Raw genomic sequence first — 13,770 nt, 5'->3', positions numbered from 1 at the left:
ACGATGGTTTTGGTTTCTTTAAAGATACTATATTTTGTAAAACACCAAAACCTTTATTGCTGTAGGGCTTCTTTGTACACTTTTAAACAACGTTCTCGGGCTTTTTTATGATCTACAATAGGAGTAGGGTAGGTAAGCTCCTGAAACTCCGGGACCCATTTTTTAATGTAGTTAAGATTTTTATCAAATTTTTGTAGCTGGGTTGTTGGGTTAAATATTCTAAAATACGGTGCAGCATCTACACCACATCCGGCCACCCATTGCCAATTACCTACATTACTGGCCATTTCGTAATCAAGTAGCTTTTGGGCAAAATAGGCTTCGCCCCAACGCCAATCTATTAATAAGTGTTTGCATAAAAAACTGCCTACCACCATTCTAACTCTATTATGCATATAACCGGTTTGGTTTAATTCTCGCATTCCGGCATCAACCAAAGGATATCCGGTTTTGCCTTTACACCAAAGTTCAAACTCTTTTTCGTTGTTACGCCATTGTATAGCATCGTATTGTGGTTTAAAGCTTTTATGAACCGTATCGGGAAAATGCCATAAAATTTGCATAAAAAATTCTCGCCAAATAAGCTCGTTTAAAAAGGTTTGTTTTTTAAATGAATACGCTTTTTTTACTACTTGACGAATACTAACAGTACCAAAACGTAAATGCGGACTTAATTTTGAGGTGCCGTTTAATGCAGGAAAATCACGTGTCTCGGCATAATTTTCTATTAAATCATCATGTATTGTATAAGGTTGTACCTCTTGTTTAGATTGCTTAAAACCAAGCTCTTTTAATGTAACATTTTGCTGTGGGGCGTTTTTATAAAAATTATTGCTTAAAGAATTTATATCATGATTATAAACACAACTGTCTGTAAAAGCCTGTTTCCAAGCTTTCATGTACGGAGTGTACACTATGTAAGGTGAGCCGTCTTGCTTAACTATTTGATTTTTATGAAAAATAACTTGGTCTTTATAGCTTTTAAAGGCTATACCATGAGATTGTAATAATTTCTCTATTCTGTTGTCTCGTTGTATGGCATAAGGCTCGTAGTCTGTGTTAGTATAAACAGCTTTAACGGAGTAAGTTGCTATTATTTTTTTAAAAACATTGTATGGAGTTCCATTATATAAGTGTATAGTGCTATTATATTTTTTCTCTAAGGTTTGCTTTAGTTGATGTAATGTGTTGTAAATAAAAGTTACACGAGCATCATCTTTAGGTAGCGAATCAAGAATTTCTGTATCGAAAATAAAAATAGGTAACATATTTTTGTTTTCTTTGAGCGCATAATGCAAACCAACGTTATCGGTTAGTCGTAAATCTCTTCTAAACCAAAAAAGTGTAATAGGAGTGTTTTTCATACTTACAAAGTTCCAAAAAGCAATTTGAGTTTATTGGCTCTATATTCAAAAATTTCTTCCAGTTTTGGTTTTACAATTATAGGATGCACCATTTTACCCAATATACCTAACGGAATTTTATAATGCACAAGATCTTCTATTAAAACCCCGCCATCTATAGCCTTAAAAAAGTGTTTATGATGCCACATGCTGTAGGGTCCAAAACGTTGCTCATCAACAAAATAAGTGTTGGGTATAACATGTGTTATTTCTGTAACCCATTTAGTTTTTATGCCTAAAACAGGTGTAACAATGTACTCTATTATTTGTCCCGGGTACATTGCTCTATCTGCTCCGGATATAATATTAAACCCCATATAATCTGGGGTAATAACTTTTAAGTTTTTAGGATCTGAAAAAAATTGCCAAGCTTCCGGCAATGATATAGGTAGTTTTTGCTTTTTGTGTAACGAATAAAGTTTCATGTAAACAAAAGGGTTAAGGTTTAATGTGTACCATGCCATTATCTATTTTAAAAATCTGTCCGGATATAGCTTTCGCATCATCAGACAATAAATAATTAGCCATAACAGCTACTTCTTGTGGTTGTAATATGTTTTTTAGCGGATGTCTGTTCTTTATGTTTTCAATGGCTTTCTCGTTTCTAAGAATTTTAGAAGCCAAAGTAGTATTGGTAATGGTAGGAGCAATTGCATTTACCCTTATTGTTGGAGAAAATTCTGCAGCTAATGATTTTGTTAGTCCTTCTACTGCACTTTTAGCTGTAGCTACACTAGCATGAAAAGGCATCCCTAATGCAGTGGCTACAGTACTAAACAAAAGTATAGCCGGGTTGTTGCCTTTTTGTAAAACCGGTAAATAATGTTGTATTGTTTTTACAGCACCAATTACATTAATCTCTAAATCTTCTCTAAACTCATCAAGCGATAATCTGATTATGGGTTTTAAATTAATACTACCCGGGCAGTAAACTAAACCGTCTGCAATTGGTATCTCAGGCAAAGAATCGGTGAGTATATTGCAGGAATAATATGTTATGTTATTGGACTGGATTTCGGGTTTTGTTCGGCTAATAACTACAACTTTGTGCGTGCTTGAAAGTAACGTTGTAAGCGCTAAACCAATTCCTTTGCTACCTCCAACAATTATAATGGTTTTCATAGTTAAACAGTTAACGGAGCACCTTTAAGGCGCTTTTCTATTTTACGTTTAATAACCGTTAACCGTTTCATGAGCTCCATTAAATTAGCGTCTTTAGTTTTTTTGTAGATTTCGTTTACACCTAAAATTAAATCCCTAGCTTCTCTGGCTGCTTTAATTCTGTCGCTAGTTGTTTTTAACGATTTTTTGCGCTTTTCAAAAAGCAATGCTTTTTCTACTATTTCCATAACCTAACTATTTATAAAGTTTTGTAATTCAGTTATTTTATCAGGTTTATTAAAATCTCCACCATAGTAAGCAGTAACGGTAGATGAGGTATCGTCTTTAACACCTCTAGATGCCACACATAAATGCTTTGCATCTATAATTACAGCTACATGAGGTGTTTTTAAAGTGTTTTTGAGCTCTTCTGCAATTTGGTTGGTTAAACGTTCTTGTACTTGTGGTCTTTTAGCATAATATTGTACAACTCTGTTAAGTTTAGATAGGCCAATTACTTTATTATTGGCAATGTAAGCTACATGCGCTTTACCAATTATAGGCACAAAGTGGTGCTCACAGTTTGAGTAAAAAGTGATGTTTTTTTCTACCAACATTTTATGGTATTGGTACTTGTTTTCAAACAGCGTAACTTTAGGCTTGTTTTTTGGATTTAACCCAGAAAATATCTCATCTACATACATTTTTGCTACTCTTTCTGGAGTGCCACGTAGTGAATCGTCGGTAAGATCTAGGCCTAACACATCCATTATTTCTGCAAATAAATAAGCTATTTCTTTCTTTTTTTGCTCATCTGTTTTTATAAAAGCATCTTTCTTTAAAGGAGTATTTACAGACGTTGCAATATGATTATCGCCAATATCAGCAACAGATTGCCTATTTTCTTGATTGTTTTTTTCTGATTGAATTGTTGTATAGTTTAATAACATAATTTACAGTTGTAAAGGTTTTTAAATAGCTGCTTGCTTACTAAAAAAAAGCATTCTTTGATGTAAAATCTTTTTAATAAAAGCCTTGTTATCTCCTAACGCTTTTGCACTTTTAAATTGAATAAATTTACCTTGGGCGTGAATACTTAAGCCATTATTTTTATAAATAACTAACTGTCTGTACGGAATTGCCCAGGTGTATGTTTTTAAGCCTTTATTTATATGTACTAAAAGCCCTCCGGGTCTGAGCTCAAAATTTGCGTAATTAATATCTGATACTTTGTTGAGTAAGTAATTTAGATTAGGACTTACATTAGAAATTATTAAACGTTTAGAACCTATACCTCTCATTCTAAATCGTTTTAGCAGGGTATAGGGTTTCCCTACTAAATCATTAATTAGCTGTTCTGTTTCTTTGTCGGTATATGTGGTGTTAAATACCATTTAGTTGTTTTGTTTAATCAAATGTACAAAATGTTTAACAAAATAAACTAAAGCTTAAACAAAAAATTAACATTTAAAAATTAAAAATGAGGTTGTTAGAAAAAAGAAGTGTAGAAAAAAAAAGCTTATTTGGTTAGCTGATTAATCATTCCGTTAAAAACAAACCAGTGAAACGGACTAACCAGATACCAATACAGTCTTCCTGCCAAACCAAGAGGTCTAAAAGTTGCTGTTTGAATTAGCGTGTTTTGCTCTATTTTAAATTCCAGCCATGCTTCTCCGGGAAGTTTCATTTCGGCATATAAGAGTAGTTTTCCATTTTTCTTATCGGCAAAAATCACACGCCAAAAGTCTAAAGCGTCACCAACATTTAGTTCGATAGGATTTGTTCTTCCTCTTCTTAAACCTATACCTCCAAAAAGCTTATCTATAATACCTCTTGCCTTCCATAAAAAAGTACCGTAATACCAGCCATTATCTCCGCCAATAGACCATATTTTTTTAATAACAGCTTCTTTATTTTGTATTGGTTTCTTTTTAGTATCTTTAAAGCAGCCATATGTTGGTACATTTATAAATTGGTGTGCTTTGTCTTGTATTTCTCCACTAATAAAGGAATCTTTCCAGCTTGAGATAATACTGTTTTGCTCTATTTTTTTGAAAGCTAATTTTACAGCTTCTACATAAGTTATGGGTTTAACAGATAGTATTTTGTTGATGTTGCTTGGTTTTCCTATTATCTGTACACCCATACTATTTACAAGCGTACCAGCCAGTTTAAACGAAGTAGAAGTAACAAAATATAACCAATACGATGATAGTTTAGGAGTCATTACCGGCACTGTAATTATAATTCTTTTGAGCTTTCTAATTTTAGCAAACTCCAGTAGCATTTGTTTGTAAGTTAATATTTCCGGGCCGAAAATATCAAACGACTTATTGTACAATTTTTCATTTCCGGCTGCTCCGGTTAAATACTGTAGTACATCTCTAATAGCAATGGGTTGCGTTTTAGTATTTAACCATTTAGGCGCAATCATTATTGGAAGCTTTTCTACAAGGTCTCTTATAATTTCAAAAGAAGAACTGCCGGATCCTACAATGATACCTGCTCTAAAAGTTGTTAATGCATAGTTGGTTGCCTTAAGCGTACTTTCAACATTTTTTCGTGAAGCTAAATGTTTAGACAACTTTGTGTCGTTTGTAATTCCGCTTAAGTAAATAACTTGTTGCGTTTGGGTTTGCTCAATACAATTTTTAAAGTTATGAGCGCATTTTTCTTCTAACGCCTCAAAATTATTACTGGAATTAGACATGGAGTGTATAAGATAGTAGGCAACATCAATATTTTTTGGGATAGTATGCAGTGTGTGTGGTTTTAAAAAATCTGCTTCAACTACCGTAATATTTTTATCTTCTACAAAATCTCTATCTGCACGTGCTAAATCTCTAACAACAGCATACACATGATGCCCCTTGTGTGCCAATAAAGGAATAAGACGTTTACCAATATAACCCGTTGCTCCGGTAACTAAAATGTTCACTTTATGTTTAATTAAAATTACATAAAGTTAAACAAAAAATATTAATAAGGCCGTTAGTTTAACAACATTGCTTGTCTTTAACTAATTTACATGAAGAAACGGCTAAGATTGCTCCAACTATTGGGGCTGTTAAATAAACCCATAAATAAGATATGTGTCCGGAAAATAGTGCCGGTGCCAAAGAACGAGCCGGATTCATAGAAGCTTTTGTTACCGGGCCGGCAAACATGGCTTCTAATAAAATTACGCCTCCAACTGCAATTGCTGCCATAGTACCAATTTCTTTACTTCCGGTAGAAACGTTTATAATAACAACCATTAGCATGAAGGTTAGTAAAAGCTCTACAATAAAGAGTTTGTACCAAGAAAAATTTTCTGCCGGATAGGTTGCACCAAACGAAGTGCTTTCAGGAAATAAAAACCAGAGTATTGCTATTGCTATAAATGCACCAATTACTTGTGCAGTAATGTATTGCGGAACATTTTTCCAATCAAATTTTTTGGCATATGCAAATGCAATCGTTACTGCCGGGTTAAAGTGGGCTCCCGAAATTTCTCCGTAAGCGTAAATCATTGCCATTACAATAAGTCCCCATGTAATAGCTATACCAACATGACCAATAGCCCCATTATAAACTTCATTAATGGTCATTGCACCACATCCGCAAAAAACCATAGAGAATGTGCCAAGGCACTCAGCATAATACTTTTTCACACTTAAAAGAGGTTAAAAATTTGGGCAAAGATACCTTTTTTAATTTAAGGATTTATTAACAAGTATAGTGTGGCTAAATGCGTAATTTTAACATTTATAAAAGGGCAACTTTATTGCCTGAATTATTAACTACAAAGAAACACTAACAAAAAATCAACTACAATGAAAAGAGTGCTTATTTTTTTAAGTTTTGTAATGGCATCAGCTACCATGAGTGCCCAAATACAAACACCACAACCCAGCCCGTTTTCTAAAATAGAACAGAAAGTGGGACTAACCGATGTAACCATAGAGTATTCTAGGCCATCTGTTAAAGGACGAACAATTTTTGGCGATTTAGTGCCTTACGGAAAGCTTTGGAGAACCGGAGCTAATGCCAATACTAAAATTACTTTTAGTGATGATGTAACAGTTGCCGGCACTAAATTAAAAGCAGGGAGCTATGCAATTTATACAATCCCTAATGAAACATCTTGGGATGTTATTTTTTACTCTGATGCAAATAATTGGGGATTACCAAGAGAATGGGATGATGCTAAGGTAGCTGCAAAAGCTACTGTAGAGGTGCACGATATTCCTTTTTCTGTTGAGACGTTTACTATTGATATAAATAACATTACCAATAGTACTGCTACAATTGATATGATTTGGGAAAAAACCTATGTGGCAATCCCGTTTAGCGTTCCTACAGATGCTAAAGTATCTAAAAGTATAGAGACCGTTATGAATGGGCCATCTGCCAACGATTATTATGCTGCAGCTGTTTATTATTTACAAGAAGGAAAAGATATTAATAAAGCTAAAATGTGGATTGATAAAGCTGTAGAGCTAACTAAAGATCAGCCTCGTTTTTGGTATTTACGTCAGCAATCACTTATTTATGCCAAGGCAGGTGATAAAAAAGGAGCTATAGAAGCAGCCAAAAAATCATTGGCAGCAGCAGAAGCAGCAGGCAATGCAGATTATGTAAAAATGAATAAAGACTCACTTAAAGAGTGGGGCGCTATGTAATAACATAAGCATTAAAATTAAAAATAAAAGCTCGGTTTTTAACCGAGCTTTTTTTATGCTGTTTGTGCTTTTTTACCACTAAATAATTGTAATAAGAAGGCTAAAATAATCACCATAGTGCATCCTATAAAGTTAAGCCATAAATACCCAATTTTTTCATCAACATATATAAATTGGTAGTATATAAAGAAAATTACCAGTTGTGTTATTACAGCTGCCCAGAATACCGCACTACCTTTAATTTGTTTAAAAAAGAAAGCCAACAAGAATATACCTAAAACATTACCATAAAATACAGAACCAATAATATTTACCAATTGAATTAAATTGTCTATTAACGACCCAAAATTTGCAAACAGTATGGCAATAATTCCCCAGAAAAAAGTAAACCACTTAGAGGCTTTTACAAAATGCTTTTCGTCTTTAGGTTGTTTTTTATTTCGTTTGTATAAATCTATTGCTGTTATGGAGCCAAGTGCATTAAGTTCTGAAGCTGTAGAAGACATTGCTGCAGATAGTATAACGGCTAATAACAAACCTATTAAACCTTTAGGTAGATTGTGTAAAATAAAGTGAATAAACACATAATCTTTATCGTTAGTTTCTACAGCTGCATTAGCTTTTTCAATCAAAGCTTTTGCTGCTTCACGATTTTCACGTTCTTTTTTGTTAATAGTCATTATATGTTGTTTGGCCGTAACAGTTGCCGAATATTCTTTTACATCTAATGCTGTAGAAAACTGTTGTTGAGCAATTTTTTTCTCTATCTCGAGCTTTTTATGTTCTTCTTGAAGTTTTTTATAATCTTGAGCATATTCAGAATTTAAAACAGCTTCTGTTGCTGCAGGATTAAAATTTAAAGGAGAGCTGTTGTATTGGTAAAATACAAATACCATAACGCCTACAAGCAGAATAAAAAACTGCATGGGGACTTTTAAAATCCCGTTAAAAATTAATCCTAACTGACTTTCTCTTACCGATTTTCCTGATAGATAACGTTGAACTTGGCTTTGGTCTGTACCAAAGTAAGAGAGTGCAAGAAAAAAACCACCGGTAATACCACTCCAAAATGTATAGCGACTTTTAGTATCAAACGAAAAATCTAGGATGTTAAGCTTTTCGTTTGCACCAGCAATTTTTAAGGCTTTGTTAAACGTAATATCATTAGGTAAATAACTTAAAATAAGGTAAAAAGCAATAAACATCCCTGTCATAATCACAAACATTTGTTGCTTTTGGGTTACGCTTACTGCACGAGTACCTCCGGTAACGGTATAAATAATAACGAGCGTACCGATAATTAGGTTTAACGTTTTTAAATCCCATCCTAAAACAGCCGATAAAATTATAGATGGTGCAAATATGGTTATACCGGCAGCAAGACCTCGCTGAACTAAGAACAGGAGTGCTGTTAAGGTTCTGGTTTTTAAATCAAACCGTTGTTCTAAAAACTCGTAGGCGGTATAAACTTTTAATTTGTGGTAAATAGGAATAAACACTACACAAATAACAATCATGGCAAGTGGCAACCCAAAATAAAACTGCACAAAGCCCATACCATCGTGAAATGCTTGCCCGGGAGTAGATAAAAACGTAATTGCGCTTGCTTGCGTTGCCATAACAGATAAACCAACGGTCCACCATTTGGCAGTATTCCCGCCAAGAACATAATCTTTTACGTTTTTATTTTCTCGTGTTTTATAAGCTCCGTAGCCTACAATAAATAGGAGTGTTCCGGTTAAAATAAACCAATCTAATAGTTCCATTATCTGTTACCTGTCATTATTAAATAAAAAACAATAATGTAGAGAGTGTTCAGTATTAAAACAATAGTGTACCATTTATTCCATTTTAACTTATCGGTCATAAGCTATCCTTTTATGTTTTCTTTTTTTACTTGGTTGTTCCCTATAGAGAGCATGTTTGCAAAGAGTTTAAAAGCACCCGGAACACCTGCTGGAAGCTCTCTAAAAAAGCTCAATCCGGTATAAATATAATAACCTTTTCCGTAAGGAGCTACTAACAAGCTTCCTTGCTTTGGTGATTCTCCTTTATCGTACATTTCTAAAATAGGGGTGTAGTTTGAGTCCCATTTATTCGGAAAATAAAGTCCACGTTCTTGAGTCCATCCATCAAAATCTTTCTCGGTAATTTTATTTGGAAAGTTAACTAAAGAATGTTGTTTGTTTAAAATAGTAACCGGCGAATTTTCTTGTGTAACACGGTCTCTGGATATTGTAAGCGGATACGGAGGCATTACATCTACACCGCGTCTTCCTGAAGTATTATATTGTACAATTAAGTTACCGCCATTTTTTACATATTCTAACAACATAGGTTGTTTAAAAGGAAGCTCTTCTACAACATTGTATGCTCTAATTCCCACCACAATAGCATCAAATCGAGCTAAATATTCGGGAGTAATTGTTTTAGGATCTAATATAACTACGTTGTAACCAATTTGACGTAGACTCTCAGGAACCTGATCGCCGGCACCCATAATATAGCCGATATTTTCTCCTGCTTTATTAATATTTAATCTAACCACTTTAGCCTTAGCCGGCAATAAAACAGACTGTTTTGGTATGTGATCGTAATCAATCTCTATAAGCTCTTTACTATAGTTTTGATTGTTAAACGTTACTTGCGGATATATATATCCTTCACTCTCATTTTCAGGTGGGGTTAATGTAAATAGAGCAGTAGTTTGATTGCCTTTGTCTTTAATAGTATACGAGATTTTATTTGGACTTACTTGCCATCCTTCCGGTACATTAATACTTACCGTGCCATTTGCGTTACCAGCTAGCGCTTTAACGGTAACAGGCACTTGTTTTGAGCCATTAGAAAACACAAGTACTTTATTGGCTACAGATACACTAACAGGAGGTAAAACTTGAAAAGGTTCATACAACTCTCCTTTATCCGGTTTAGAGAACCTGTAAACTACGTCTTTTTTAATCGGTATTAGTTCATCGTCAATTTTTAAATTAAAAATAACCGACACAGGTCTTGGAGATTCCGATTTTCCAATAAGGGTCATGTCAGACACTTTATACATTCCCAAGCTTCCGGCTTCTGTTAGCCAATACGGAGCAGAATAAGGATGATTTTCAGGGAGTGAAACGGTTAGTTTAAAAGTATTGCGCTCGTTATTTTGTAATTGGGTATTTATGTTTTCTTGCTTATTTGTAGGTAATACAGTTACACTATTTAAAAAAATAGATGCAGGGCTACGATTAACAGCTTCTAAATTAACTGTAAATGTAGCTCCGGGAATAGTATTAGATTCTGTACTGGTTGCTTCTAAATATAATCCTGTAACAGCTTCTATAATAGTGGTTATCTCTTTAGTTTTTAATGCTCTCCAATAAGGATCTTCTAATTGTTTAATTAAACTATAAGCTTTTACTAAATCCGATAAATGTTCTGAAGGATTAATAAAATTAAATTCTTTCTCTACTTTATGCAAAATAGCTGCTATTGCTTTACCGCCCTTAACTCTTGTCCAAGTAGTATTAATACCATCAAAAATATTGTTTTTGTCTTGAGGCAAATCACCTTTTAAAAGTTCAACATATTCATCTTGCGTACCTCTAACACTTAGCCTCCCAAACCCTTGGCATAGATGCTGGCTGCTAGCTATAGCTGCAATTTCATTATTAGACAATCCTTTAAACGGATAATAAACTCCAACATCCATTTTTAGCATGTTAGATTTATCTGCTTTTTCAAAATTTTCAGGGCTTCCGTAAAACCACCAAGAGGTATTAAAAAACAAACGCTTTGGTTGCCATGGTTTTGTGTGCTTTAGTTGCTCGGGGTAAACATTTTTATCTCCTGCCAAATCAAAAGCTTCTAAACTTAACATTGCCGAAGAGGTATGATGACCGTGTGTAGAGCCGGGAGTTCTGTGGTTAAAACGGTTAATAATAATATCGGGTTTAAAAGTTCTAATTGCCCAAACCACATCTGCAAGCACCTTGTCTTTGTCCCAAATGCTTAACGTTTCGTCCGGGTGTTTAGAGTATCCAAAATCGTTTGCTCTTGTAAATAATTGTTCACCACCATCAACACGTCTTGCGGCCAAAAGTTCTTGTGTACGTAAAACACCTAAAAGCTCTCTTAGCTCTGGGCCAATTAAATTTTGACCACCATCTCCTCGGGTGATAGATAAATAAGCGGTTCTGGCTTTAACATTGTTGGATAAATACGATATAAGTCTTGTGTTTTCATCATCCGGATGTGCTGCCACATAAAGCGCAGTGCCTAAAAAGTTTAGTTTTTGTATGGCATGATGTATCTCTGAAGGAGTTAATTTTTTGGGAGCTTGAGCAAAGGTTTGCGCAAAACAAAACAGTATTCCAAAAAAGAATACGATAACTTTTTGCATGGCGGTGGTTTTTGGTTTATTTCAAATATATAAAGAATAAAAGCCTTGGTTGTTTTTTTAAATAATCTTTAACAATACAATGTAAGTTACTCAGAGTAATTAAACTGAATCTGAACCATCGTCTGTTTGACCGTATTTTTCGAGCAAAACAACACCTTTTTGTAATAATAGGTTATTAGGATAGGTAATAAGCTCACCATCGTCTGTACGTAGATTTATATGAAAAGCTTTTATATCTTCTATGATTGTTTCATTAGGAAAATCTTTGTCTTGAATTCTAATTCTATCACCAATCTTGTAAGGGAAAGAGAAAAATAAAATTACTCCCGATGTTACATTGCTTAAAATAGACCACTGTGCAAATAATGCCACTCCAATTACGGCAAAAATAGACGATAAGAGTAAACCAATATCTTTATAATCTACACTCCAAATAATACTTAAAACGGCAAGGCTAATTACTATAAATGTAATATTAACATATTTAATAATAAGCCGTGTTCTTACTTTGTTAAGATCGCTTATTTTACCTACTCGTCTAATAGTTTGTACTACTAAATAATGGGTAATAAGTAAAACTATTAAGAGTAATATAGTCTGTAACAGCTCGTCTCTGTAAGTAACTAAAAAAGCATCCATATGTTTATAAACCTAAGGTGTCTCGCAAAGATACATGAGAAGTAGCATTTTTTTGCCAATACGGAAGTTTAATTGTTTTAATTTTTGTAGCGGTTGATGTAAGAAGTTTTGCATTCGATGCAAACCCGCTTTTATAAGTTTCTTCCCAGCCGGTAATGGTATATGGAAAATTAGGTTCAAAAAATATTTTTAAAGATCGCACCAGGTCTTTGTACACAATAGCGTAGGTGGCTATGGTATCTGTAACTTCTAAAGAAGCGGTAGCATTGTAGGGTTTAATAGCAACATGTTTTAGCCTGCTAAACGCTAAAGAAGGGATAATTTTAATTTCTCCGGTTGGTAAACTTTCGGGATCAACTCTTAGTTTAGTCCAGATTTCATTTTCAAGAACATGTTTTTCAACTTTAAATAAAGTATCTGCTTCCGATTCAAAATACGAGTGAAGTTCTACTTCAAAATCATCTCTATTATTAAGTTGCGTATAAACGTGTCCGCACCATTCTTGAATAGAAGCCGATACTTTTAAAGCATGACTGTTATTAGATACCGGATAAAAAGTGCTAGATAGTATGCTGTACGGATAAATACCTGTTAAAAAATTGGTTGTTTTATTAAGTTTTAAAACCGATGTACTCTCTTTACTTACCTTGTTGGCCTTAACTTGTTTGGTTTTTAAAAAGGGTTCTGTAACGTAAATTAAAACGGCGTTACCTGCTCTAAGCTCTCCATATCTGGCTTGCTGAATTTTGTACGATGTAAGCTCTGCATTACCATCATACCAGTAAGCCTTAAAATCATTAGTTAAAGATGTAGCTTTTACACCGGATTTATTTTCGTGCTTTACAGCTTCAGTTTTAACTGCATCGTTTTTTTGGCATGAAACAAAGAATAGTATAAATGCAAAAATGTAAATGCAAAAGTGTTTTGTGTAGTGTTTTACCCTCATGTTTTAGTAGTTTGTTTAAAAATACAAATTACTTAGGGCGTAACCATACTCATTAACGTTTTGTAAACAAGATGTAACGGAAGCCCCATTACATTAAAATAAGAGCCTTCTATTTTACTAACGCCCACAAAACCAATCCATTCTTGAATGCCGTATGCTCCAGCTTTATCAAAAGGTTTGTAAGTATCTACATAAAAAGTTATTTCATCTGTAGTTAATTCTTTAAAAGTAACATTTGTTGTAGCATTTACAGTTTTTTGCAGCTTTTTGGTAGTAAAACAAACCGATGTAATTACTTGGTGTGTGGTGTTAGATAGTGATTGTAACATTTGTATGGCATGCTCTCTTGATGTTGGTTTCCCGAGGGCTTGATTGTTATGCCAAACAATAGTATCAGATGTAACAACTAGTTCGTTGTCTTTTAAAGAATCTTTAAAGGGGAGCGATTTTAGCTGTGCTAAATAGTCTGATATTTCACTTTTTTTTAAACGCTCCGGATAAACTTCGTCAACCGGTTTAACTATAACTTTAAAATCTACCCCTAAATCTTTAAATAGTTGTTGTCTTCTGGGCGAGCCGGAGGCCAGTATTATTTGATAGTTTTTAAGTTTTTCTTTAAGCATA

At 34.0% G+C, this 13,770-nt stretch carries 14 protein-coding genes; 1 reads left to right on the top strand and 13 read right to left on the bottom strand.

All coding sequences use genetic code 11. The features are described 5' to 3' along the window. Positions 1 to 53: 53 nt before the first annotated feature. The 8 genes from ACZ5CF_RS09315 to ACZ5CF_RS09280 all read right to left on the bottom strand — a co-directional run bounded on the left by ACZ5CF_RS09315 (position 54) and on the right by ACZ5CF_RS09280 (position 6,157). Positions 54 to 1,364 carry a cryptochrome/photolyase family protein gene (locus ACZ5CF_RS09315; protein WP_464579060.1) on the bottom strand — a complete coding sequence of 437 codons (1,311 nt, stop codon included), beginning with the start codon at positions 1,362 to 1,364 and terminating at the stop codon, positions 54 to 56. Positions 1,365 to 1,366: 2 nt separating this feature from the next. Further along, positions 1,367 to 1,828 (bottom strand): SRPBCC family protein, encoded by a 462-nt coding sequence (locus ACZ5CF_RS09310; RefSeq protein ID WP_464579059.1) that lies wholly within the window; start codon positions 1,826 to 1,828, stop codon positions 1,367 to 1,369. A gap of 13 nt (positions 1,829 to 1,841) precedes the next feature. After that, the gene (locus ACZ5CF_RS09305) at positions 1,842 to 2,525 is read right to left on the bottom strand and encodes an SDR family NAD(P)-dependent oxidoreductase (RefSeq protein ID WP_464579057.1); all 684 of its coding nucleotides are present in this window, start codon (positions 2,523 to 2,525) and stop codon (positions 1,842 to 1,844) included. A 2-nt stretch (positions 2,526 to 2,527) separates the two neighbouring features. Next, a complete protein-coding gene (locus tag ACZ5CF_RS09300; protein ID WP_464579056.1) occupies positions 2,528 to 2,752 on the bottom strand; it encodes a hypothetical protein in 225 nt (74 codons plus the stop codon). Positions 2,753 to 2,755: 3 nt separating this feature from the next. Further along, positions 2,756 to 3,454 (bottom strand): GTP cyclohydrolase I FolE, encoded by a 699-nt coding sequence (gene folE / locus ACZ5CF_RS09295; RefSeq protein ID WP_464579054.1) that lies wholly within the window; start codon positions 3,452 to 3,454, stop codon positions 2,756 to 2,758. Between the two features lie 21 nt (positions 3,455 to 3,475). Next, positions 3,476 to 3,898: a hypothetical protein gene (locus ACZ5CF_RS09290; RefSeq protein ID WP_464579052.1), complete on the bottom strand. Its 423-nt coding sequence runs from the start codon at positions 3,896 to 3,898 to the stop codon at positions 3,476 to 3,478. Between the two features lie 125 nt (positions 3,899 to 4,023). Then, on the bottom strand, positions 4,024 to 5,442 hold the full coding sequence (locus ACZ5CF_RS09285; RefSeq protein ID WP_464579050.1) for an SDR family oxidoreductase: 1,419 nt from the start codon (positions 5,440 to 5,442) through the stop codon (positions 4,024 to 4,026). Positions 5,443 to 5,500: 58 nt separating this feature from the next. Further along, positions 5,501 to 6,157, bottom strand: coding sequence for an MIP/aquaporin family protein (locus tag ACZ5CF_RS09280; protein WP_464579049.1), 657 nt, complete (start codon positions 6,155 to 6,157; stop codon positions 5,501 to 5,503). Positions 6,158 to 6,319: 162 nt separating this feature from the next. On the opposite strand from ACZ5CF_RS09280, the gene ACZ5CF_RS09275 reads away from it, so the two are divergent. Next, positions 6,320 to 7,168 (top strand): DUF2911 domain-containing protein, encoded by an 849-nt coding sequence (locus ACZ5CF_RS09275; protein ID WP_464579048.1) that lies wholly within the window; start codon positions 6,320 to 6,322, stop codon positions 7,166 to 7,168. A 53-nt stretch (positions 7,169 to 7,221) separates the two neighbouring features. Here the strand turns inward: ACZ5CF_RS09275 and ACZ5CF_RS09270 are convergent, their stop codons facing one another. The 5 genes from ACZ5CF_RS09270 to ACZ5CF_RS09250 form a co-directional block, all read right to left on the bottom strand. Next, positions 7,222 to 8,934 carry a sodium:solute symporter family protein gene (locus ACZ5CF_RS09270; RefSeq protein ID WP_464579047.1) on the bottom strand — a complete coding sequence of 571 codons (1,713 nt, stop codon included), beginning with the start codon at positions 8,932 to 8,934 and terminating at the stop codon, positions 7,222 to 7,224. A gap of 104 nt (positions 8,935 to 9,038) precedes the next feature. Continuing rightward, entirely contained in the window at positions 9,039 to 11,561 is a 2,523-nt protein-coding gene (locus ACZ5CF_RS09265) for a PIG-L family deacetylase (protein WP_464579046.1), read from the bottom strand. A 99-nt stretch (positions 11,562 to 11,660) separates the two neighbouring features. Next, on the bottom strand, positions 11,661 to 12,200 hold the full coding sequence (locus ACZ5CF_RS09260; RefSeq protein ID WP_464579044.1) for a mechanosensitive ion channel domain-containing protein: 540 nt from the start codon (positions 12,198 to 12,200) through the stop codon (positions 11,661 to 11,663). A gap of 4 nt (positions 12,201 to 12,204) precedes the next feature. Then, positions 12,205 to 13,146 (bottom strand): septum formation inhibitor Maf, encoded by a 942-nt coding sequence (locus tag ACZ5CF_RS09255; protein ID WP_464579043.1) that lies wholly within the window; start codon positions 13,144 to 13,146, stop codon positions 12,205 to 12,207. Positions 13,147 to 13,178: 32 nt separating this feature from the next. Beyond that, a complete protein-coding gene (locus ACZ5CF_RS09250; protein WP_464579042.1) occupies positions 13,179 to 13,769 on the bottom strand; it encodes a Maf-like protein in 591 nt (196 codons plus the stop codon). Position 13,770: the final 1 nt, after the last annotated feature.

This window comes from Lutaonella thermophila, from assembly GCF_055387725.1.
This window is presented reverse-complemented; position numbering and strand designations above follow the sequence as displayed.